Source organism: Roseateles sp., from assembly GCF_044373315.1.
Taxonomy (GTDB): domain Bacteria; phylum Pseudomonadota; class Gammaproteobacteria; order Burkholderiales; family Burkholderiaceae_C; genus JACDQM01.
The window spans coordinates 24,282-44,795 of sequence record NZ_JBILQK010000003.1 but is presented as its reverse complement, the minus strand read 5'-3'; the positions used below and the strand labels follow the sequence as shown (position 1 = coordinate 44,795).

Here is a 20,514-nt window from a genome sequence, read left to right as displayed (position 1 = left end):
CTCGGGTTCGGTCGGCGGCGATGCCGTCGCTTTGACTGTTCCCCCGGCGCCGCACCGGCTGCCCGCCTGGATTGCTATTCCAGGTCTGCCATCGCTCATGCATGGCTTTCCCGGTGTACGACGCGAGCTTGTCTCCCAGCGACTTCACTGATCTTGCCGCGACCTCCATCTTGGCGCGGCAGGACTGGCTTTTGCCCGGGCACTGCCCGGCATTGGCTTGGCTTTGTTGAAAGAAAACACGCAATGTCATTCGATACCCTGGGCCTGAATGAAGCCCTGCTGCGCGCCGTCAAGGATTCGGGCTATGAGACCGCCACGGAAGTCCAGGCAGCCGCCATTCCGCCGGCTCTTGCCGGCAAGGACCTGATGGTCTCCTCGCGCACCGGCTCCGGCAAGACTGCCTCCTTCATCCTGCCCGCCCTGGAAAAGGTGTTGCTGGCACGCGGCGACAACAGCAAGCGTCGCGAAAAGGGCAAGATCTACGGCCCCAAGGTGCTGGTGCTGGCACCGACACGTGAGCTGGCGATGCAGGTCTCCAAGGCCGCACAGACTTACGGCCGCCACATTCCTGGCCTGAAGGTCGCCACCGTTCTGGGCGGCATGCCTTACGCACTCCAGCTGCGTCAGCTGGGCGGACCGCTGGACATCCTGATCGCCACCCCTGGCCGTCTGCTGGACCACCTGTCTTCGGGCAAGTGCGTGCTGGAGAACGTCGAGATGCTGGTGCTGGACGAGGCTGACCGCATGCTGGACATGGGCTTCATCGACGACATCAACACCGTCGCCGCAGCCACGCCGGCCACGCGCCAGACCGTGATGTACAGCGCCACTTTTGCCGGCCACGTCGGCCGTCTGGCGCAAGATCTGCTGCGCGACCCGCAGCGCATCGACATCGCGTCGCACACCGACGCGCACGAGAACATCACCCAGCGACTGCACTGGGCGGACAACCCGCACCACAAGGACCAGCTGCTGGAGGCCATTCTGGCTGAACGTGATCTGGACCAGGCCGTGGTCTTCACCTCCACGCAGCGTGATGCTGACTGGCTGGCTGAGCGCCTGCATGAGATCGGTCATCAAGTGGCACCGCTGCACGGCGGCATGCCGCAGGGCAAGCGCAACCGCGTGCTGATGGCCTTGCGCCGTCGCGAGCTGCGCGTGCTGGTCGCCACCGACGTGGCAGCCCGCGGCATCGACGTGCCCACCATCACGCACGTGATCAACTACGGCCTGCCGATGAAGGCCGAGGACTATGTGCACCGCATCGGCCGTACCGGCCGTGCTGGCCGCGAAGGCCTGGCGATCACGCTGGCCACGCGTGACGATGTGTCGATGATCCGTCGCATCCAGCAGTTCACGACGCAGCAGATCCCGGTGGCCCAGATCGCCGGCCTTGAGCCCAAGACGCAAGAGCCGCGCATCTTCCCGCCGCGTCCGGCCGGTGAGCGCGCCTTTGAAGAGCGCCGCAGCTTCGGCGGCGGTGGCAAGCCCTTCGGCGACAAGCGTTTTGGTGGCAAGCCTTTCAATCGCGAAGGCGGCCGTCCTTTCAACCGTGATGGCGGCGGCAAGCCCTTCGGTCGCGAGCAGGGCCAGTTCGGCCAGCCAGGCGGTTTCCGTGATTTCGCGCCGCGCGGTGGCGAGGGTTTTGAGCCGCGTCGCGAGTTCAGCGATCGCAAGCCTTTCGATCGCGCCAATGACCGTGGTTTCGACCGTGGCAACGACAACCGCGGCTTTGCTCCGCGTGGTGACCGTCCCGATTTCGCACCGCGCGGCGACAAGCCGGCCTTCGGCGGCAAGCCCGGGTTTGGTGGCAAGCCTGCCTTCAGCAAGCCTTTCCAGGCTTCGCGGGACGGTGGTGACAACCGCGGCTTCGGCGGCGGTGACCGCCCGGCTCGCGGACCTGGTGGCCCGGGCAAGCGTCCGGGCCCGCAAGGCGCACCGCGCCGCGGCGGCTTCGGTCGGTAACTGACGAAGACCAAAAGGGCCGCGCTGCGGCCCTTTTTTCATGTTCGATCGCCCGCCGTTCGCGGGTGCCAGGCAGGGGCCGCCCTGTGCAAGAATCCGGCCACCTCACGACCTGCACGCGCCATAACCCGTCATGCACGCTTCCTGGATCAACTGTCGCCGCACAGGCGCTGTATTCGCTTTCTGACTATGGCTCAGGCTAGGGTTTCCGGTCGCCTGATCCAGTGGGACGACAGCAAGGGCTATGGTTTCATCGTGCCTGATGACGGTGGCGCGAAGCTGTTCGTGCACATCAAGAGTTTCGGCCTGCGAGCACGCCGCCCCTTTGTCGGCGAGCGTCTGAGCTATGTGGCCGGAAGCGACGGACAGGGCAAGCCCCGCGCGCAGCAAGTGCTGAGCCTGGAACCTAAGGCCGCTGTCGCTGCGCCGCGCAAAGCCAGCGCGCCGCAGAGCCGGGTGTGGCTTATTCCTGCCTTCGCGACCCTGGTCCTGGCCTGCCAGTTGCTGTGGGGGCTACCGCATGCGCTATGGGGCGTGTACGTGGCGATGAGCATGGCCACCTTCATCGTCTATTACGGCGACAAGCGCGCCGCAGCCAAGGGCGCTTGGCGCGTGGCCGAGTCCACGCTGCATGGCTTGGCGCTGGCCTGTGGCTGGCCGGGCGCCTTGCTCGCCCAGTCCATCCTGCGCCACAAGAGCAGCAAGCCACGATTCCAGCGCCTGTTCTGGTTCAGCGCTGCCAGCAATGTGCTAGGCTTCGTGCTGATCTTTACGCCGCTCGGCACACTGCTGCTTAGATTCCTTCTTCCCTCCTGAGTTCTGATTTTCCTGATGTCTGAGATTGATCTGAGGCCCCTGCAGGTGGCCGACGTGCCGGCAGTGCTGGCCCTGCAAGCGCAGTGTTACGAAGCCCGATTTCTTGAAAGCGCCCATGCTTTTGAAGCCAAGCTTCAGGCCGCAAAAGACCATGGCACCTGCTGGTTGGCGTCGTCTGAGGGTGGGCAGCCGCTGGCCTATCTGATCAGCCTGCCAGCGAGCACGGACAGCCTACCGGCGCTCGATGCCGGCTCGGCCGAGGTGCCGGCGCAGCCGCAGCTGTTGTATCTGCATGATGTGGCCGTGGCGCCGGCCGGTCGTTCCCTGGGGCTGGCCAGCAAGCTGATCGAACGGGTCGAGCAACGCGCGGCCGCGCTCGGCCTGCGCCAGCTCGGCCTTGTTGCGGTACAGGGGTCGGCACCGTTCTGGATGCGCAAGGGCTTTTCGCCGCTGAGCCAGCTGCCTCAGGCCCTTGCGCTCAAGCTGGCGAGCTTCGGCCCGAATGCCTGTTTCATGCAGCGGGCCTTGGCTTGAGCCTCAGCCCTGGGCGGAGGCACCGAATCGAAAGCTGGACGCGGTCACGCCGCCCATGAAGTCGGACTGGTGGTAGATACAGCTGCCGGGCTCCTCCTCGGCGGCGCCTACAGCAACCAGCAAGGGGATCAGATGGTCTTCGCGCGGATGCGACAGCCGGGCTGCTGGCGCATGCTGCCAATCCGTCAGGGCCTGGCTGCGCTGGGCTGATTTGCTTTGCACCAGCGTCTGCTGCAACCAAGCGTCGAAGCGGGCCGAGGCCTGTTTCGCACCCGGGCCGAAGTTGCGCAGATCGTGATAGCTCAGCCCGCTGCCGATGATCAGCACGCCGTCGTCACGCAAGGGCGCGAGCGCCCGCCCGAGCGCGAGGTGGGTCGCCGGGTCGTAGTTTTGCAGCATGGAGAGCTGCAGCATGGGCATGTCCGCCTGCGGATACATCGGCTGCAGGGTAGTGAAAGCCCCGTGGTCGAAGCCTCGCGCGTGGTCCGTCACGACCGGCAGCCCGGCAGCCGCGACCAGCTGCTGCACCTGCTCGGCAAGAGCCGGTTCGCCGGGCGCTGCGTAACGGATCTGGTAGGTGTGCGCAGGGAAGCCGCCGTAGTCGTACACCATCGGGGGCTGAGCCGATGACATCACGCGGAACTCGGCCGCTTCCCAGTGTCCCGAAATCATCAGAACCGCGCGTGGCCGCTGTGCGAGTTCCCCTGGGATGGCTTGCAGCGATGCCTCTAGCTGGCGGAAGTTCTCGCGGAATACGCCGTCCATATAGGGCCAGGGCCCGCCGCCGTGCGAGAGAAAGTAGGTGGGCAGTCGACGCTGTGACATGAGCAAGCCTTGCTGAACCAGTGTCAGCCCAGTGTCTGCCTCTTGGCTGGATCAAGCGTGAAAAAGCTTTGAGCGCAACATTCAAAGGGCTTGCTTGGCCGTGCCGCTGCGGGAGAAGGACTCGGTGCTGACGCGGCCCAGCCCTTCAAAGTGCAGGCTGGCTGATTCATCCTGGCGCAGTGGCACGCAGCCACACCACGCACCGGTAGTGACCATCGTTCCAGCTGGAACCATCTGGCCCTCTCGACTCAGCTGCTGCAGCCAGGCGGGCAGCAACCAAGCCGGGTCATTGAGAGCGTGGCCGCCTCGGTAGTGCAGCGGCTGGGCCTGTCCAAGCTGAAGCGTGAACGCTTGCCTCGCCCAATCACGATTCTCGAATGGCAGCCAGGGACCGATGAGCAGGCCCGCATTGGATTGATGGTCGGCGCGGCGCAGCAGCTCGGGTGCAGCCAGGCCTTCCCGCCAGCGCGAGCCGACCAGCTCAAGGGCAGGGGCCATGGCGTCGATCAGGTCCGCGGGCAGTTCGCCCGGCCGAAGCGTTGCGGCCAGCGACGCATCCACATCACGGGCCAGCCTCAACGCCACCTCGGCCTCGACGCCGAGCAGCACCGAGGGCGGCCGCTGCTGCACACCGTCAGGCGCAATAGGCGCATGGCTGAAGGGGCCATGACGCGCCGGTCCGCCGGACTTCCACGCCAGCGGTAGGCCCTGTGAACGCCAGCCCAGCAGCTCGCTGACCCGCTGCTGCACAGCGTCAGCGTCCGCCGGGCTTGTCACTGCATCAGCCCAGTATCCAGCCTCCAGGGTGTGCCCGCCGACACGCGCCTGCGCAAGCGCTACCGCCAGCGCTTCCTGACGCGCCGAGATCATCGGCCCAGGCGCAACAGCTCGCAGCGCTTGTTCACGCCAGGTGCGGGATCGCCGCCGAACTCATCGTTGCCGCAGCGCTGCCCGTTGACCGCTTCGCGATAGAAATAGCGACCGGAAGCGCCATAGCGCAGCATGCCCGGGCCGCGGAAGCTGCAATAGCCGCCCTCGGGGGCGCAGCTGTTCCAGGGCAAGCCACTGGACGATTGGCCAGGCCAGCCGCCAGAGCCGCCACCGATGCGGTACTCGCATTGCTTCGCTACACCGGGATAGGGGTCGCGGCCGAAGCTGCTGTTGTTGCATGGGATGCCGCCGTTCGCGCTGCGCTCGACATAGCGGCCGTCTTGACCGTAGCGCAACTGTGTGGCCTCCGCCGGTACGCGGCAGTAGTCCCCCTCGTAGGCACAGAGGTGCCAGCCTGATGCGGCTGAGTCGCCCGGGCGCCGCCAGTTGTTGTAGCGCGAATCACTGCGCCAATCCCGTGAGACTTCGCAGCGTTTGACGACGCCGGGCGCGGGGTCCGAGCCGAAGGTGTCGACCTCGCAGGCCAGTGCTTCGCGGCTGAGCCGGAACACGTAGCGGTCATCGGCGCCAAAGCGCACCATGGCTTCACCGTCGACGCGACAGGTCTGGCCTTCGCTGGCGCACACGCGCCAGTCGCGCTGCGCCCAGGCGGGTGATGCCCAGGCTGTGGCCAGTGTGGCGGCTGCGCCCAGCAGCAGCGTGCTCAGGACAGCAGTGCTTCGGGTATGACTGTTTGACATGCAGCTATTCCGATTCAATGGGTTGTGCTGGTTGAAGCAACGATTGTGACCCCATGAGGGTTGACCGAAAAGCCGGGATTTGCGCAAGGCCGCGGCCTGTGCGGCAGGCGCTCGGAGGGCGCAGCAGCACGACAGGGCCATGCTGTAATTCGACCCCGATGACTCTCGCTCAGTGGCTGCGATCCGGCCTAATCCTCGCTCTGCTCGTCTGCACGCAGGCAAGAGCTCAGACAGCGCCTTCTGCTGTTGCCGTGCCCGTTGCCAAGCCCGCATCGGCCCCAGCAGCGGCGCCGCTGTCTCGTGCGACTTCAGCGGCAGCTGAGGCGCCGCAGGCCATGCCCAGAGTCGAGGTCAGCGGAGTCGGTGAATCCGACGACAGCCAGCGCAGGCGTCAGAACGCCGCCATGTCGATCTACGGCCGCGAGGAGCTTGACCGCCAGGGTGACATCGACATCACCGATGTGCTGAAACGCCTTCCCAGCGTCTCGATGGACGGCGGCGCGCCGCGCCTGCGAGGCCTTGGCGGAGGCTATACGCAGGTGCTGATCAATGGCGAGCCGGCGCCGCCCGGCTTCTCGCTGGACAGTCTGGCGCCCGGCGATGTCGAGCGCATTGAGGTGATCAAGGGTGCGACAGCCGAGTTCCCGGGCGTCGCGGGCACGATCAACATCGTGCTGCGCGAGCCGCCGCGCACGCTGCAGCGGGAGTGGCGCGGTGGCCTGAACTACCGGGCGATTCAACCCGGCGGCAGCACGTCCTTCCAATGGGGCGACCGCATCGGCGGGCTTTCGTTCGTGCTGCCCGTCAGTACGGGCCGATCGTCGCAGGGCACGACATACGACAGCGAGCGTGTGTCACGCAACCGCCTTGGCGAGGTGCAGGCCCAGGCCATCCATGGGCAGGACATCGGCCGCAGTGGGAGTGCGCAGCTGTCGCCGCGGCTGCAATGGAAACTGGACGAGCTGAACACCGTCAACCTTGGCGCTTTTGCGCAACGCGTCGAGTCACGCAGCAAAAACCAGCGCAGCATCCGCTCCTTGCTTGGCACACCCTGGCAGACCGTGGCTGACGGCTCGCAGACGCAGAGCGACAGCGATATGCGCCGGCTGAACGCCCAGTGGCAACGCAAGCTGGCGAGTGGCGGTCGTGCCGAGCTGAAGGCCTCCTGGCAGTCCACGGAACGCGAAACAGCAGGGGTTTATGAAGGCTTCGATGAGTCCGCTGCGCTGTTGATGAGTCGGGAGTCGCTGACCGAGTTCGAAGATTCGCGCCTGGCGCTGGGCGGCCGCCTGAGTCTGGAGCTGGCCGAGGACCACAAGCTGACCGCCGGTTGGGATATCGACCGCCGCCAGCGCCATGAAATGCGCCGCGTGTGGGAGTTCGGTGTCGAGCGCCTGGACAGCGCCACTGGCGTTCCCTTTGCCGCCGACATCGATCGTCTGGCGCTGTTCGTGCAGGATGATTGGTCGCTGGGTGATCACCTCAGTCTGCTGCCGGGCATCCGCTTCGAGCAGATCAGCACGCGCAGTGCCGATGCCAGTGGCCCGATCGATAACCAGGCGCGTATCGCCACGCCGCTGATTCATTTGAAGTACCGCCTCGATGCCAAGGGCCGCGACCTGCTGCGTGCGAGCCTGACGCGCAGCTTCAAGCTGCCGGACCTGAGTGCGCTGGTGGCGCGCTACGTTGTCAACGGAAACTATGAGCGCGACATCACCAACACGCCGATTGCCGCGGATCGTGCGGGCAACCCGCTGTTGCGCCCTGAGCTGTCGACGGGTCTTGACCTGGCCTTCGAGCACTACCCGGCGTCTGGCGGCGTGCTCAGCATCGGCATGTTCTACCGGCTGATCGATGACTTGGTGCGCCAGCGCATCAGCCTGGAAGCTGCACCGGCGCCGGGCGTAGTCGACGTGCCGCGCTGGGTTTCGCGGCCGGTGAACGTGGGTCGAGCCATCAGCCTGGGCCTCGAGTTCGAGATCAAGGGGCGTGCCGAAGAGTGGCTGCCTGGCTTGTTTCGCACCGACAGCGGCGTGCAGTTGCGTGCCGCCTGGAACGTCTACCGCTCGCGCGTCGAGCAGGTCGACGGCCCCGACAATCGGCTTGAGGCGCAGCCGCCATGGCTGGCGAATATGGGCTTCGACTGGCGCGTGGCGCGCACGCAATGGACGCTTGGTGCCAGCCTGGTGCTGCAGCCCAGCTACACGGTGCAGCAGACCGATCGCCAGCTGAGCCGGCGCAGCGCAGTGCGAAATTTGGACGCCTTCGCCTCCTGGCGGCTTGACCGCACGACCCAGCTGCGGCTGGGCTTGAGCAACCTGCTGGCCGCTGACAACCGGATATCGAGCAGCGTCGCCGATCTCGACGGCTTTGCAGCCGGCAGCAGCACGCGCCGCAACACGCTGAGGGCGATCAACGCCAGCTGGGTGGCGCGCTTCTGAGCGCTAGCGGTCAGCGGCCCCGCGTCCTTTTCCTGGCGATCAGGCCCTCGCTTCAATGCGTGTCGGTACCGGCCTGGTGTTCGGCGCGCACGGCCAGTTCGACCAGGCGGCGTTTTGCATCGTCGAAGCCCGATGCGTCCCAGATCGTGGCCAGTAGCCGCGCCGCCTTTTCGCCACCGTGCATGAACTCGACGCCCAAGGGAAATAGCAGGAACTCGATCAGGCTCAGCGGGCCGACGTGAAGCAGGCGATCACCGATCTGGAACAACAGCCAGATGCCGAGCACCGCCAGCAAGGCAGCGAGCGCCGGCCGGCCGAAGCGGTACCACCGGTTGTGCCGGGGCGGTACCGCGGCATACAGACCTAGGGAGAACAGCTTCTTGCAAAGCTGGTAGACGAAGGAAGCAATTCGGCGCATGCCCTTGCGCTTGCCCAGTGCCGAGGAGGCGCCCGAGCCCTGAAGCCGTTCCGGCGCCACGGGGCGTGGCAGTTCTGAATGCGACGCCAGGTAGCGCGTGAATCGGCCCCACGCCACCATCCCGACGGCCAGTAGCGCCACAGCGATGATCGTGTACTGGGTTGCGCGCGTCAGCGGCAGGCTCAGCGCAAAGTCGCCGGCCTGCCGATACTCGCCGCGGAAGCTGATCAGGTTGTCGAGCGCCATCGCATGGGCGTGCACGCCAGGCACCCGCCCTTGCAACGGGGCCATCACCGAGTCTCCGCGGCTCTGAAAGTCGGTGCCAATCAGCACAAACCGCTGATGCAGCGCCTCGCGAACCTCCTCCAGCGGTACCACCTGACCCGCGTCCAGCGCGCGCAGCGGCAGGGTTCGGTTGTAAACGCAGAGGGGCTGCTTCCATTGCTTGAAGCTTATCAAGGTGGCCCACCAGTCGTTGTCGGGCAGTCGGTCGACCAGCCAGTCGGGCGTTGGCAATTGCCGCAGCAGTCCACCGAGCTTGGGCACCAGTTCGAGCCAGGACCATTCGCTGCGGCATACGGGCTCAAGCTCGCCTTTGTCGTTGTAGTCGAGCATCAATTGCTCGTTGATCGGAGCAGGCCTGCTGCCCCAGACCAAGGCCATGTCCTGAGACAAATCGCTGGGGCAGAGTGCGGGTTTGGCGTCACAGGCCATCGCCAGGGCGGCCGGCGGCAGCGTGGATCGTTCAACCCGCAGTGGGTACTCCCAAGCCGAGCGCTCATAACGGTCGATGCTGATATTGGGTGCGACCGGGCTGATGCACGGCTGTCCAGCGTACGTGCGAGCCCACAGCAGTGTGCGTTCTGTTTCCGAACTGCGCGAGACCTGGCCTTGCAAGGACGCCAGGTACACCGGTACGCCCTGTTCCCGGGCGCGGCAGGCTGCCCGGGCCAGGCCCTCAGTCTCATCACTAGGCCGATTGTCCAGAAACACGATGTCAAGAAAGATGGCCTTGGGCTCATGGCGCAGCAGGCGCTCGATCAAGGCCTTGTATTTCGTCAGTGGCACCGGCCAGGCGAGGCGTCGCTTCTCCAGGTCGGCGTCATCGATGGTGATCACCGTGATGGCGTCCCGCCCCTCGGTGGGATAGGTGCTGCTCAAGGCCGGCAGATAGAGCCGCGCCGTCATGCGTTTGACGGTTTCGGCGATGGAACTGTGGTTGCTCAGCCACGCCAGCGCCAGGCCAATGACGATGCTCATGCCCGCGGCAAGCGCGGCTTGCGTCAGTGGGTGCAGACGGTCATAGGGATGGACGAAGCCGGCCGCAGCAACGGCCGCTTGCTGCGCGCCTTTGCGACGCTTGCTCACGGTTTGGCCTGGAATGCCTTGTTGCAGGCTTCGCGGTACTCCACCATGGTCAGCGTGCAACTGTTCAGCAGCTCGCGTGCCTGCTCGGGATAGCCTTCCGTGCTGTAGAAGGCGATCAGTTCGGGATAAAGCGCAGGCGCCTTCTTGAACTTGGCCATCGCCATCTCGCCGGTTCGCAACACGGCAGTGCGGTCGCCATTGCGTTTGTTGAGCAGGGCCATCTGCTTGAAGGCATCAAGGACGGGTTCGGGGGACTCAAGGCTGCGGCTCAGATAGCTCAGGCCTTCGCGCTCCTTGTTCATGCGGCGCATCAGCTCGTACAGCCGAAGATTGGGCAGCGCATGCTGGGCCACCGGTGAGTTCCTGGCGGTGAGGCGGCTCAGCAGTTTCAGCGCTTCACCGGGCTGGTTGTCGGCCTCCAGTTGCATCGCCTTGAAGACATCGTCGTAGGCGCTCAGCAGCTGACCATGCGTGGCCTGGCTGAGATGCAGCCCCGGCTTGAGCGCCAGGCGCGGCACGCTGGGATAGTGCTTGGCGGTGTAGGCGCCCAGATCATCGATGCGCTTGATCGCGTTCATGGCGGGACTGCAACTGCTCCAACAGCACGTCGCCAGCATTCTTGACGCCCTTGTTCAAGGCCAGGTCAAGCTTGCCGCTGCTGACCAGCAGGTCCACGCCACTCTGGACCTCAGCCTGTGCCTGCGCCTTCTTCTTGTTCTGCACATCCTCCCAGTCCGCGACCACCTGAAGCCAGCGATTCATGGCAGCCGGCGCATAGCCTGCCTTGACCAGCAGGTCGTAAGCCAGCCGGTCTGCCTCGGTTTCCTGGCGACGGTTCCAGGCTGGGTGCAGCGCATGATCGGTGAGCATGATGCCAAGCTGCATGCGCTGCAATGTGCGGGTCTGCGACGCACTCAAACTCACGGTGCCGGACTGCTGGGCCCGGTCAAGCTGGTCGAGCTGGTTCTTGATCGTCGAACCAGCGGCGAACACGGTCTGAAGCTGCTTCTGAAGCTTGCCGAAGATGTTGCTGTCGTGGTGACGCAGCAGGACATGGGACAGCTCGTGGGCTAGCAGCGCTGCCAGTTCGTCTTCGGTGCGAAGGGCACGCAGGTAGCCCATGGAGACAAAGGCATTGCCGTCCGCCGTGCTGGACGCGTCGAGTTCGCTGCTTGGCGTCAAGTGAATCCGGCCGGGCACTGCCTGGACGCCTGACGCTTCTTTCAGGCGCTGGTAGATCCCGTCTACATAGGCCTGCAGCAGCGGGGCGGGCACCAGGCCGAACTGGCGCACCCGTTTTGATTCGACATCTCGGTCTTCGCCCAGTGCCTCGTTGGATGCGGCGTATGCGCCGCTCTGGAGCGCGGCAATCAGTGGCTTCTCAGGCACGCCGCCCACCAGTCCACTGAAGCCGTCTTTCACCGAACCCGTCAGGCGCCCGAAGAAACCGCTGCCGGACTCGGCGGGCTTCGCCGCTGGCGCCTGGGCTGGACTGTCTGACTCCTGTGCATGCAGCGTCGGGCACAGGAGCAGCCCTGCAAAGACGCACAGTCCAGCGCCGCGCAAGCAAACCTTGCTCATCCTTGCTCCAATCATTTTTTAGCCCGGCTCTTGGCGCAGCCTTCGTTGGCTCCGCGATCGGCCGCTGTGGCCACATGGCGAGAAATGGTGATGCAGCCGTCTTGCATGGGCCGCTTGATGCGCAGTTCTTCTCCTGCCACCCAGTAGTCGGTGCCCTTGACCTGAATGCGCACCAGGCCATTCGCCAGTTCCTCACGTATGGTCAAGGGCAGCTCCAGCTCCTTGACCAGCAGCTCGCCGCCTTTCCTGGCACCTTCGGCATCAGCGTAGAAGGTCAGCTTGCCGTTGCGCGTCAAGACGGCTTCCGCATTCGCCAGAGCGGGCATATCAGTCGGTGCGCACAAGGCGGTGCTGCATCCAGCCGCCGCGAGCAGGCCGGCAATCAGGGGACGGTATGCGAGCAGACGGCGCATGTTCAATCCTTCCTTGCGATATGGGCGCATGCAGGCGCTGCCTTGCCCGACCACGTGGTAACGGGAGGTTACCGTGCTCGCGTCGCGTCCCTTGTCCCACCGTTGGGGGCCGTGCTTACCCTAGCTTGTGTTTCAACACCGCTGACACATTGACTTGGTACCTGCCGCAATGCGAGATTGCCGAGACCGTGCGCCCCGCTGGGATAATCGCTGCATGACAGAGAACGAGGTGGGCGCAGTCGCTGACGAAGGCGAGTTGCGCTTTGAAGACTATTTCCGCGACGGCGCGGCGCCCGGCGAAGCCTTGTTGTGGTGGCAGCTGGAGCGCAATGAGCCGCTGCTCAACGCCTTGCGCGCGCTGTGTCACGGGCCGGCGGCCCTGGTTCGGCTGCGCGTGTGGGTGTTCATGGAACTGATGGCGCTGCCGGAATCGCGCGTTAGCCGCGACACGCTGAATCGCCATTTCCACATGCTGCGCGACGAAGCGCTGGAGCTGGTGCTCAAGCGCCTGCGCGAGGCCGAGTTGCTGGCCTGGGACGGCAGCAATCAGCAGTACAGCGTCACGCCCTTGGCCCAGCAGCTAATCGGCCTGCTGTCGCCACTGGCCGCCGCGCGCGAGCAGGATGCCGATCTGGCCGCCTTGCTGGCTAATGTGGCCGGTGCCCACACGCTTGGTACGCTGGACCCGGCCCAGCTGCGCCATCTGCAGGCCCAGCTCTCGCGCCTGTACGACGAGTTCGCCGATGCGATCGCCAGCGGCTCCGAGTTCCATCTGCGCCGCGCGCGCCAGCGTTTCGAGCGCGCGCTCAAGCTGGTCGACCGCGCTGGAGAGGCGCTCAAGGCCATCATCGAGCAGGCCCAGGAACAGGGCAACGCGCGGCTGGAACGCCTGGCACGCGAGCTGGGCCTGGCGCAGGCGCGTCTGCTGGCCATGGCCAGCCAGTTCAACCGCGCGCTGCAGCAGGTAGACCGCCAGCGCGTCACGCTGGGCTCCACCGGCATCACCACCACCGATGTTCGGCGTTGGCTGCAGAACGTGCCCTTCCTGGAGAACCTCGCGCTGGGCGCGCTCTCACGGCCGGCGCACCCGGTGCTGGTGGCCCAGCATGAACTGCTGGACATGGCCGAGGGCGAGTTCGAACGCGATCGGCCTGATGCCAAGCTGCTGGAGCCGCTGCCGCAAGGTCTGGCCGCACCGTCCGGCGAACTGGCGGTGATGAGCTTGCCGCCCGAGATGGCACAGATGCAGCAGTTGCTGGGCCTGTGGAGCGCCGAGGGCCACGCCGAGCAAGACCTGGCCCCGGCGGTGCTGGGCGGCAGCTATGCCCGTTCCGCCTACCGCGCCCAGCTGCTGCCACTGCTGGGCGACCCGCAGGCTCAGCACCTGAGCGGCGCCACTGGCGATATGGCGCGCCAGCCCTGGCGGGTGCGCTGGTCAGCCGAGCAGGGCGAGGTGGACGACGAGTTCGTCCGCTGGATGAGCCAAGGCGTGTTGCACAACAGCGCCACTCCCACTGAACCGAAAACAGCGCCACAAGAACAACAATGAGCAATACCCTTGACGATGCCGCGCACCTGGCGGCCCAGTTGCTGGCCCGCCGCTGGCTGCCGCGCAGCCACGCGCTGGTGCGCCGCGCCTTGATCGATACCGAGCTGTGGGCCGCGCTGAGCGACCGGCTGGCGGCTGTCGGCCTGCGAGTGGTCGACAACCTCTATGCCGACCACATCAGCGTGGCTATGCTGCGCCCCGCCGAGGTGGCGGTGTTCGGCGAGACCGGCCTGGCGGCCAACAACAACCTCGACCTGCCGCGTGACGGCGTCGCTCTACTGGTGGTGCTGTGGTCGCTGATCGTGCTGCCCAAGCGCCAGCGCCAGATCGCGCGCAGCGAGGCGGGCGAGGAAGGGCAGGGTGAGATGTTCGCCACCGATAAGCCGCTGCCGTTGGCCGCCAGCGTGGCGCCCACCTTGTCCTACCGCAGCCTGCTGGCCGACTTTGGTAATCAGCTGGGCAAGAAGCTGCGCCTTGATGCGAATCTGAAGCTGCTGGAGCGCAACGGCTTCATCACCCGCCGCGGCGAAGACATCGCCGAAGGCCCGTTGCTGGATCTGCTGCTGGACTACGACACCCTGGCACCGCGTATCCTGGATGGTGCTTTGGGCGACGTGCTGGCGCGCACCACCGATGCGCAGGCCGCGCCGGCACTGGCCCGGCTGCGCGAGGCCGAGCAAATTGACGTCATCGACGAAGACGGCGAAGAACTCCAATAAGAAGAAGCCCCGATGTTTCATCTGCAATCGCTTGAACTGCTGCACTGGGATTACTGCCAGCGCGTCTCGATGCCGCTGGACGGCAACATCATTACCATCGCCGGCCCGAACGGCTCTGGCAAGACCACGCTGCTGGACGCGATGCGCACGCTGCTGGGGCTGGAATGCTCGGGCGGCCGCACCTTCCGCACCTATGCGCGCCATGCCAACGCCGAGACGGCGTGGCTGCGAGCCCTGGTTGACAACAAGCCGCGCAGCCGCCAGAACAGCAGCCGGCCCTTTGCCAGCTCGCTGCTCTACAGCGACCAGGTGACGCTGGCTTGCCGCATCGAGCGCCACGGTGGCGACTGGCAGCGCCGCTATCTAATGGTCGACGGCGTGCATGAGATCGAGGCTCTGGCCGAGAAGGCCGAGAAGGATTGGCTGGGCATCGAGGCCTGGAAGCGCCGCCTGGAAGCCGCGGGGCTGACGCGCGCCATCGGCCGCGTGCTGGCGCTGGAGCAGGGCCAGACCGATCGCCTGTGTGAGCTCTCGCCCAAGGAGCTGTTGCGCCTCGTCTTCGAGGTGTTCGGCGACCAGGAGGTGCTGGACCGCTACGACCAGGCGCGCAGCCACCAGCAGCAGCTGATGAAGGAAGTAGAGCAGGCGGTGCATGAGTTGTCGCACACGCAGGCCCAGCTCTCGGATCTTGCTAACCGCGTCACCAGCTACCAACAGTACCAACTGCGGCTCAAGGAGCGCGAGCGCCTGTCCACCGAAGTGCTGCCGGTGCTGCAATGGGCGGAGAGCCGCCAGCGCACCGCGCAATCGCTGCGCGAGCTGCATCGTCAGCGCCTGTTTGCTGCCAGTGATAGCCGGCAGATGGCGGCGAAGCGCGCCGAGTTGCATGCGCTGTTCCAGGCGCATGAAGCGGCCAAGCAGAAGCTGGTCGATTTGGACGCAGAGCGCAAGCAGGCACGTGCTGCCTTTGATGCCGCACGTGAAGCCGAGCGGCCGGTGGAGCTTCTGGCCAAGCGCGAGGAAGAGCTGAAGGCGCTGGCTGCGGTGGAGGCCGACGGCGCCGAGCTGACTCAGCGCCTGGAAGAACTCGCCAGCCGCCAGCATGCGCTTCGCGAGAGCTTCACGCGCCAGAACGACCAATCGCGCAAGGCGCAGTCAGCGATGGAAGCCTTGAGCGGCCAACGCCTGCCACCGCCGCCGCCCGAGGTGACGCGCTTTCGCCGCGCGCTCGACGAGGCGGGCATCGCCCATCATGTTCTGGCGGATTGCATCGACATCGCGGACGAGGCCTGGCGTGCCGCGGCCGAGGGCTTTCTGCGGCCTTCGCGCTGGGTGGTGGTGCTGGCACATTCGTCGGACGAAGGCCGCGCCTTCGGTCTGGCGGCGAAGGAACGCTACCGTCACTATGTGGTGGCAGATGCCGAGAATGTGCCAGCCGTCGTGCCCAAGGATTCGCTGCTGGCGGCGCTGAAGGTGCACGCCAAGCTGCCGGGCTGGCTGATCCGCCAGCTGGGCAGCATCCGCTGTGTGAAAGACACCGAGGCGGGAGCCCGCGCCGGCGGAGAGTGGATCACGCCCGACGCCTACTACCGTGACGGCCGCGGGGGCCGAAGCCTGTGGGTGGAGGCGCGCGACTACCAGTTCGGCGTCGCCGCGCTGGATTCCCGCCGCGTGGCGCTGGAGCGTGAACTGGCCCGCTACGACAGCGAGCTCAGCCGCATCGCCAAGGAGCAGGCCGAGGTTGAGCGTCAGCTCAAGGATGCGCAGCGCGCCGCGCAAGGCCACAAGGCTGCGCGCGAACTGGGCGAGCGCTCGGCCGAGTTTGCCGAAGGCCGCGCACGCCTGGCCGGCCTTCGCCAGGCGCGTGTCGAGGCCGCCAGCCGCATGGCCGCGCTGGAAGCCGAACATGACCGTTCGCTGACGCATGCAACACGCAGCGAGCGCGACTACGAGGCCGCGCAAGGCTCGCTGAAGTCCAGCGAAGAAGGCGTGCTGCGCGTGCTGCGCGAGCATGAGAGCCGCCGGCAAGACCTGACCCTCGCGGCCAGGGCCTCGCGCGAAGCCAAGGCGGCGTTTGCGGCCAGCTGGGTGCAGCCGGCCAAGATCCAGGCGCTGCGCGACGAGTTCGAGAACGCCAAGCAGGCCGAGATCGCGATGCGCCATGTGCAGCAGGAGCTGGACACCGGGGTGTGGGAGACCGACCCTGCAGTACAGGATCGCCATGCTCGCATGAACGCCTCCGTGCACGAGCAGAGCACGCAGCTTGAAGACCGACGCGCAAGCAACGAGATGGCGCGCATTGCCGCCTTCAACGCCCGCGAACGCTATATCGACGTGCTGCGCGCAACCATGCGCCGCTACAAGAAGAATGTGCAGGAGCTGGGCGAGCTGGCCGGCGTGATCGCCCAGGCCGACCTGCCGCATCTGGATAACGACGACACCGTGCTGGCCCAGGCTGGATTGCATGTGAAGTTCAACTTCGACGGCAAGGGCGAGGTGGGTTTGAACGACGGCGAGGCCTCGGGCGGCCAGCAGGTGCTGAAGAGCCTGATCCTGCTGGTGGGCCTGATGAAGGACGACGAGAGCGCGGGCGGCTTCGTCTTCATCGACGAGCCTTTCGCGCACCTGGACGTGCGTAACATCCAGCTGGTCGGCCACTTCCTGCGCAGCACCCGCGCGCAGTACCTGCTGACCACGCCGATCACGCACAACGTGGAGGTGTTCGAGCCCTCCGAGATCACGCTGATCACCAGCAAGAAACCCAGGGGCGAGCGCTGGGCTCCGCCAATCGCGGTGCTGGCGCGCCGCCCGGAGAAGCCCCTCTATGACTGAAACTCTGGCGCTGGCTGAGGGCTGGGACTATCCGGCGCCGTTCAGGCTGGCCTTGAGCCCTCAACCTCAGGACATCGATGGCCTAAACCACACCAACAACGCGGTCTACGTGCAATGGTGCGAGAAGGTGGCGTGGGCGCATTCCGAGGCGCTGGGCCTGAGTCTGGCGGACTACCAGCGGCTGGACCGCGCGATGGCGATCCGGCATGGCGCCTATGACTATCTGCTGCCCTCAAGCCTGGGCGAGCCGCTCGTGCTGGGCACCTGGCTGACGGCCAGTGACGGCAAGCTGTCGATGGAGCGGCGTTTCCAGCTGCGCCGTGCCAGCGATGGCGCCACGCTGGTGCGTGGGCGTTGGGATCTGGTCTGCATCGACATCACCGCTGGCAGGCCGCGCCGCATGCCCGCTGAATTCTGCGAGGTCTACGAACGGGCGTTGGTGCGGGTTTAGAGCGAGCGATTGCGCGCCAGCGGCGGGTTCTTTGCGAAGTAACGTGCGATCCCAGTGGCCAAGGCTTCAACCAGCTGCCGCTGGTAAGCCGGGTCGCGCAGCTTCTGCTCCTCTTCGGGGTTGGAGATGAAGGCGGTTTCCACAAGGATCGAGGGCACGTCCGGCGCCCTGAGCACCGCAAAGCCGGCCTGCTCGACCTGACGCTTGTGAAGGCGGCCGACACGGCCGATCTGTCCAAGCACTTCGCGGCCGAGCTTGAGGCTGTCCTTGATCTGCGCGGTCGTGCTCATGTCCAGCATCGCGCGCAGCACGGCGCTGTCCTTTACTGCCACGTGGTTGACGCCGCCCACCAGGTCAGCCGCGTTCTCTTTCTTGGCCATCCAGCGCGCCGCGGCGCTGCTGGCCGCGCCGTCGCTGAGCGCGAAGACCGAGGCGCCACGGGCCTGGGGCGTGAAGAAGGCGTCAGCGTGGATTGACACGAACAGGTCAGCCTGCACCCGACGTGCCTTGCGCACCCGCTCATGCAAGGGCACGAAGTAGTCGCCATCGCGCGTCATCATCACGCGGATGTTCGGGTTGCTGTTGAGCCGCTCGCGCAGCTTCAGCGCTACCGCCAGGACGACGTCCTTTTCTTTCAGGCCGGTGGGGCCGATGGCGCCGGGATCTTCACCGCCGTGGCCGGGGTCCAGGGCGATCACGATCAGGCGGTCCAACCTGGCTTGGCTCATGTGGGGCGGCACAACTGCCGGCGCAGGCGCAGGGGCTGGTGCCGGCGTCTGCGACTCGGGCGCGCTGGCGGCGCCGTCAGCTCGAGCCTGTGGCGCAGGCGCAGCAGGCCGTGGCGCCGGGCCGGCCCGGTCGATGCGGCCGATCAGTTCGCCCAAGGCATCCTGCACCGCCTGCGCGGCGCGGCCTTCCGCCTGCTCCTTCTCCTGAATCAGGGCCAGCAGTGGATCTCGTTCCTGCTGGGGAAAGAGGTCGAAGACCAGTCGGTGCTTGTAGGCCGCTACCGGCTCGATGGTGAAAATCTGTGGCGCCACCGGCTGTTTCAGGTCCAGCACGATGCGCACCACGCGGGGCTGGTTCTGCCCGACGCGCACCGCAGCGATGTAGGGGTCCTCCGGCCTGACCTTGCCCAGCAGTTCGCGCAAGCCCGGGCTGAGCTCCAGCCCATCGATGTCGATCACCAGGCGGTCTGGCCCCTCGACCAGAAAGTGCTTCGCCGACAGCGCGCGGTCAGACTCGATCGTCACCCGCGTGTACACCGCAGCCGGCCAGACGCGCACCGCGATGATGTTGTTGCCGTTGGCCGCCCAGGCCAGCGTCGGGGCCTGCAACAGCAAGGCCAGGCGACCCATCCGAGACAGCGCTTGCCGGCGGCTCATGGCAGGGCTCCCAGCAGCGCAAGGCCCAAGGGTGTGCCGGCTTGAAGCTCGACCTGCCGGCTGTCATCGTCCAAGGCCTCGATTCGGATGCACAGATCGGCAGGCGGCAACATGCCCACTGCCTTTTCGGGCCATTCGCTGAGTTTCAGGCCGGGCTGGGTGAACACGTCGCGAAAACCGGCGTCTTCCCATTCGCGCGGCTCATTGAATCGGTAGAAATCGAAGTGGCTGATCGGTCCGGAAGGAACTTCGTAGGCTTCCATCACTGTGTAGCTGGGGCTCTTGACGCGGCCAGGCACACCCAGGGCGCGCAACAGGTGCCGCACCAGGGTCGTCTTGCCGGCGCCGAGGCTGCCGTGCAGCTCGATGCTGGCGTTCATCAGGCCGGGAACGCGTGCCAGTGAGACCGCAAAGTCCTGGGCAGCGCCCTCATCGGGCCACAGCAATCGGCGGGTTTCTAGAATGCTCAAATGACGCGGACTCCACAGCAAGACCTGACCCTTGACGCCGAGGCCCTGATGCCTCTTCTGCGCGCCTGGGCGACTGAGCTGGGATTCTCACAGATTGGCGTGGCCGATATCGATCTCAGCGATGCAGAACCCGGATTGCTGGCCTGGCTGAAGGCGGGCTTTCACGGCGGCATGGGTTATATGGCAGCGCATGGTCTGAAGCGTGCGCGGCCAGCCGAGCTGGTGCCAGGCACTTTGCGGGTGCTGAGTGCACGCATGGACTATCTGCCGCGCAGCACGCCCGAAGGCTGGCAGGCGATCGAGTGGCAGGGCCTGGCGCAGCCCGGCCAGGCCCAGGTGTCGGTCTATGCGCGGGGGCGGGACTATCACAAGGTGCTGCGTGCCCGGCTGCAGCAGCTGGCCACGCGCTTGGAACAGGCCATCGGCCCGTTTGGCTATCGCGTCTTCACCGATTCAGCGCCGGTGCTCGAGGTTGAGCTCGCCACCCGCGCCGGACTAGGCTGGCGCGGCAAGCACACGCTGACGCTGAACCGTGAGGCCGGGTCGATGTTCTTTCTGGGTGAGATCTATCTGGATCTCCCCCTGCCGCTGACGCCCGCGAGCAGCGCCCACTGCGGGCAATGCAGCGCCTGCCTGGACGCTTGCCCGACGGGCGCCATCGTCGCGCCTTACCGGGTCGATGCCAGGCGCTGCATCTCCTACCTGACGATCGAGCATGAGGGCGCGATCCCGGTGGACTTGCGTGCCCTGATGGGCAATCGCATCTATGGCTGCGATGACTGCCAGCTGGTCTGCCCCTGGAACAAGTTTGCCGCGCGCAGCAGCCTGCCGGACTTCGACGCGCGCGCGCCCTTGAGCGCGGCGGGCCTGCTGCAGCTATGGCAATGGATCGAGCCTGAGTTTCTGCGCCACACCGAAGGCTCGGCGATCCGCCGCATTGGCCACGCGCGCTGGCGCCGCAATCTGGCTGTGGCGATGGGCAATGCATTGCGTGAGAGCGATGACGCTGCCTTGCGCCACGCGCTCGCTGAGGCGCTTAACAGCGCCCGGCCGACTGCCGATCCCGTGTTGACAGAGCACATCGCCTGGGCCTTGCAGCAGGCCGGCGCTTGATTG

Annotated in this window: 18 protein-coding genes; 9 read left to right on the top strand and 9 right to left on the bottom strand. The window is 66.1% G+C overall.

All coding sequences use genetic code 11. The annotated features are described in order from the left end of the window. Nucleotides 1-243: 243 nt before the first annotated feature. From ACIQ67_RS01480 to ACIQ67_RS01470, 3 genes are all read left to right on the top strand, one after another. Nucleotides 244-1,965 carry a DEAD/DEAH box helicase gene (locus tag ACIQ67_RS01480; RefSeq protein ID WP_397532571.1) on the top strand — a complete coding sequence of 574 codons (1,722 nt, stop codon included), beginning with the start codon at nucleotides 244-246 and terminating at the stop codon, nucleotides 1,963-1,965. A gap of 189 nt (nucleotides 1,966-2,154) precedes the next feature. After that, nucleotides 2,155-2,781, top strand: coding sequence for a DUF1294 domain-containing protein (locus tag ACIQ67_RS01475; protein WP_397532570.1), 627 nt, complete (start codon nucleotides 2,155-2,157; stop codon nucleotides 2,779-2,781). Nucleotides 2,782-2,796: 15 nt separating this feature from the next. Beyond that, nucleotides 2,797-3,315: a GNAT family N-acetyltransferase gene (locus ACIQ67_RS01470; RefSeq protein ID WP_397532569.1), complete on the top strand. Its 519-nt coding sequence runs from the start codon at nucleotides 2,797-2,799 to the stop codon at nucleotides 3,313-3,315. A gap of 3 nt (nucleotides 3,316-3,318) precedes the next feature. On the opposite strand, the gene ACIQ67_RS01465 is transcribed toward ACIQ67_RS01470, so the two are convergent. The 3 genes from ACIQ67_RS01465 to ACIQ67_RS01455 form a co-directional block, all read right to left on the bottom strand. Next, nucleotides 3,319-4,140: a DODA-type extradiol aromatic ring-opening family dioxygenase gene (locus ACIQ67_RS01465; protein WP_397532568.1), complete on the bottom strand. Its 822-nt coding sequence runs from the start codon at nucleotides 4,138-4,140 to the stop codon at nucleotides 3,319-3,321. 81 nt (nucleotides 4,141-4,221) lie between these two features. Further along, a complete protein-coding gene (locus tag ACIQ67_RS01460) occupies nucleotides 4,222-5,010 on the bottom strand; it encodes a 2-keto-4-pentenoate hydratase (RefSeq protein WP_397532567.1) in 789 nt (262 codons plus the stop codon). After that, entirely contained in the window at nucleotides 5,007-5,771 is a 765-nt protein-coding gene (locus ACIQ67_RS01455) for a hypothetical protein (RefSeq protein ID WP_397532566.1), read from the bottom strand. Before ACIQ67_RS01455 ends, ACIQ67_RS01460 begins: the two co-directional genes overlap by 4 nt. Nucleotides 5,772-6,106: 335 nt before the next feature. Here ACIQ67_RS01455 and ACIQ67_RS01450 point away from each other — a divergent pair, with 335 nt between their 5' ends. Beyond that, on the top strand, nucleotides 6,107-8,212 hold the full coding sequence (locus ACIQ67_RS01450; RefSeq protein WP_397532565.1) for a TonB-dependent receptor plug domain-containing protein: 2,106 nt from the start codon (nucleotides 6,107-6,109) through the stop codon (nucleotides 8,210-8,212). Nucleotides 8,213-8,264: 52 nt separating this feature from the next. Here ACIQ67_RS01450 and ACIQ67_RS01445 read toward each other — a convergent pair whose 3' ends face one another. Genes ACIQ67_RS01445 through ACIQ67_RS01430 form a run of 4 tightly spaced genes read right to left on the bottom strand, consistent with a single transcriptional unit; the run spans nucleotide 8,265 to nucleotide 11,992 of the window. Next, nucleotides 8,265-9,998 (bottom strand): CHASE2 domain-containing protein, encoded by a 1,734-nt coding sequence (locus ACIQ67_RS01445; protein WP_397532564.1) that lies wholly within the window; start codon nucleotides 9,996-9,998, stop codon nucleotides 8,265-8,267. Then, a complete protein-coding gene (locus tag ACIQ67_RS01440; RefSeq protein WP_397532563.1) occupies nucleotides 9,995-10,576 on the bottom strand; it encodes a hypothetical protein in 582 nt (193 codons plus the stop codon). The genes ACIQ67_RS01445 and ACIQ67_RS01440 overlap by 4 nt, the downstream gene beginning before the upstream one ends. Next, nucleotides 10,551-11,579: a M48 family metallopeptidase gene (locus tag ACIQ67_RS01435; protein WP_397532562.1), complete on the bottom strand. Its 1,029-nt coding sequence runs from the start codon at nucleotides 11,577-11,579 to the stop codon at nucleotides 10,551-10,553. Before ACIQ67_RS01435 ends, ACIQ67_RS01440 begins: the two co-directional genes overlap by 26 nt. An 11-nt stretch (nucleotides 11,580-11,590) precedes the next feature. Next, complete coding sequence (locus ACIQ67_RS01430; RefSeq protein WP_397532561.1) at nucleotides 11,591-11,992, bottom strand: hypothetical protein; 402 nt, start codon at nucleotides 11,990-11,992, stop codon at nucleotides 11,591-11,593. A gap of 214 nt (nucleotides 11,993-12,206) precedes the next feature. Here ACIQ67_RS01430 and ACIQ67_RS01425 point away from each other — a divergent pair, with 214 nt between their 5' ends. From ACIQ67_RS01425 to ACIQ67_RS01410, 4 genes are read left to right on the top strand one after another with little or no spacing between them, the layout of a single operon-like run. Further along, nucleotides 12,207-13,541 (top strand): hypothetical protein, encoded by a 1,335-nt coding sequence (locus tag ACIQ67_RS01425; RefSeq protein WP_397532560.1) that lies wholly within the window; start codon nucleotides 12,207-12,209, stop codon nucleotides 13,539-13,541. Beyond that, nucleotides 13,538-14,260 carry a hypothetical protein gene (locus ACIQ67_RS01420; protein ID WP_397532559.1) on the top strand — a complete coding sequence of 241 codons (723 nt, stop codon included), beginning with the start codon at nucleotides 13,538-13,540 and terminating at the stop codon, nucleotides 14,258-14,260. The genes ACIQ67_RS01425 and ACIQ67_RS01420 overlap by 4 nt, the downstream gene beginning before the upstream one ends. A gap of 12 nt (nucleotides 14,261-14,272) precedes the next feature. Beyond that, nucleotides 14,273-17,092, top strand: coding sequence for an ATP-binding protein (locus tag ACIQ67_RS01415; protein ID WP_397532558.1), 2,820 nt, complete (start codon nucleotides 14,273-14,275; stop codon nucleotides 17,090-17,092). Beyond that, nucleotides 17,085-17,543 (top strand): acyl-CoA thioesterase, encoded by a 459-nt coding sequence (locus tag ACIQ67_RS01410; RefSeq protein WP_397532557.1) that lies wholly within the window; start codon nucleotides 17,085-17,087, stop codon nucleotides 17,541-17,543. The genes ACIQ67_RS01415 and ACIQ67_RS01410 overlap by 8 nt, the downstream gene beginning before the upstream one ends. On the opposite strand, the gene ACIQ67_RS01405 is transcribed toward ACIQ67_RS01410, so the two are convergent. Both ACIQ67_RS01405 and tsaE read right to left on the bottom strand, forming a co-directional pair. Beyond that, nucleotides 17,540-18,928 (bottom strand): N-acetylmuramoyl-L-alanine amidase, encoded by a 1,389-nt coding sequence (locus ACIQ67_RS01405; RefSeq protein ID WP_397532556.1) that lies wholly within the window; start codon nucleotides 18,926-18,928, stop codon nucleotides 17,540-17,542. The genes ACIQ67_RS01410 and ACIQ67_RS01405 overlap by 4 nt on opposite strands. Further along, nucleotides 18,925-19,398 carry a tRNA (adenosine(37)-N6)-threonylcarbamoyltransferase complex ATPase subunit type 1 TsaE gene (gene tsaE / locus ACIQ67_RS01400; protein ID WP_397532555.1) on the bottom strand — a complete coding sequence of 158 codons (474 nt, stop codon included), beginning with the start codon at nucleotides 19,396-19,398 and terminating at the stop codon, nucleotides 18,925-18,927. Before tsaE ends, ACIQ67_RS01405 begins: the two co-directional genes overlap by 4 nt. Here tsaE and queG point away from each other — a divergent pair, their 5' ends adjacent. Next, on the top strand, nucleotides 19,399-20,511 hold the full coding sequence (gene queG / locus ACIQ67_RS01395) for a tRNA epoxyqueuosine(34) reductase QueG (protein WP_397532554.1): 1,113 nt from the start codon (nucleotides 19,399-19,401) through the stop codon (nucleotides 20,509-20,511). Nucleotides 20,512-20,514: the final 3 nt, after the last annotated feature.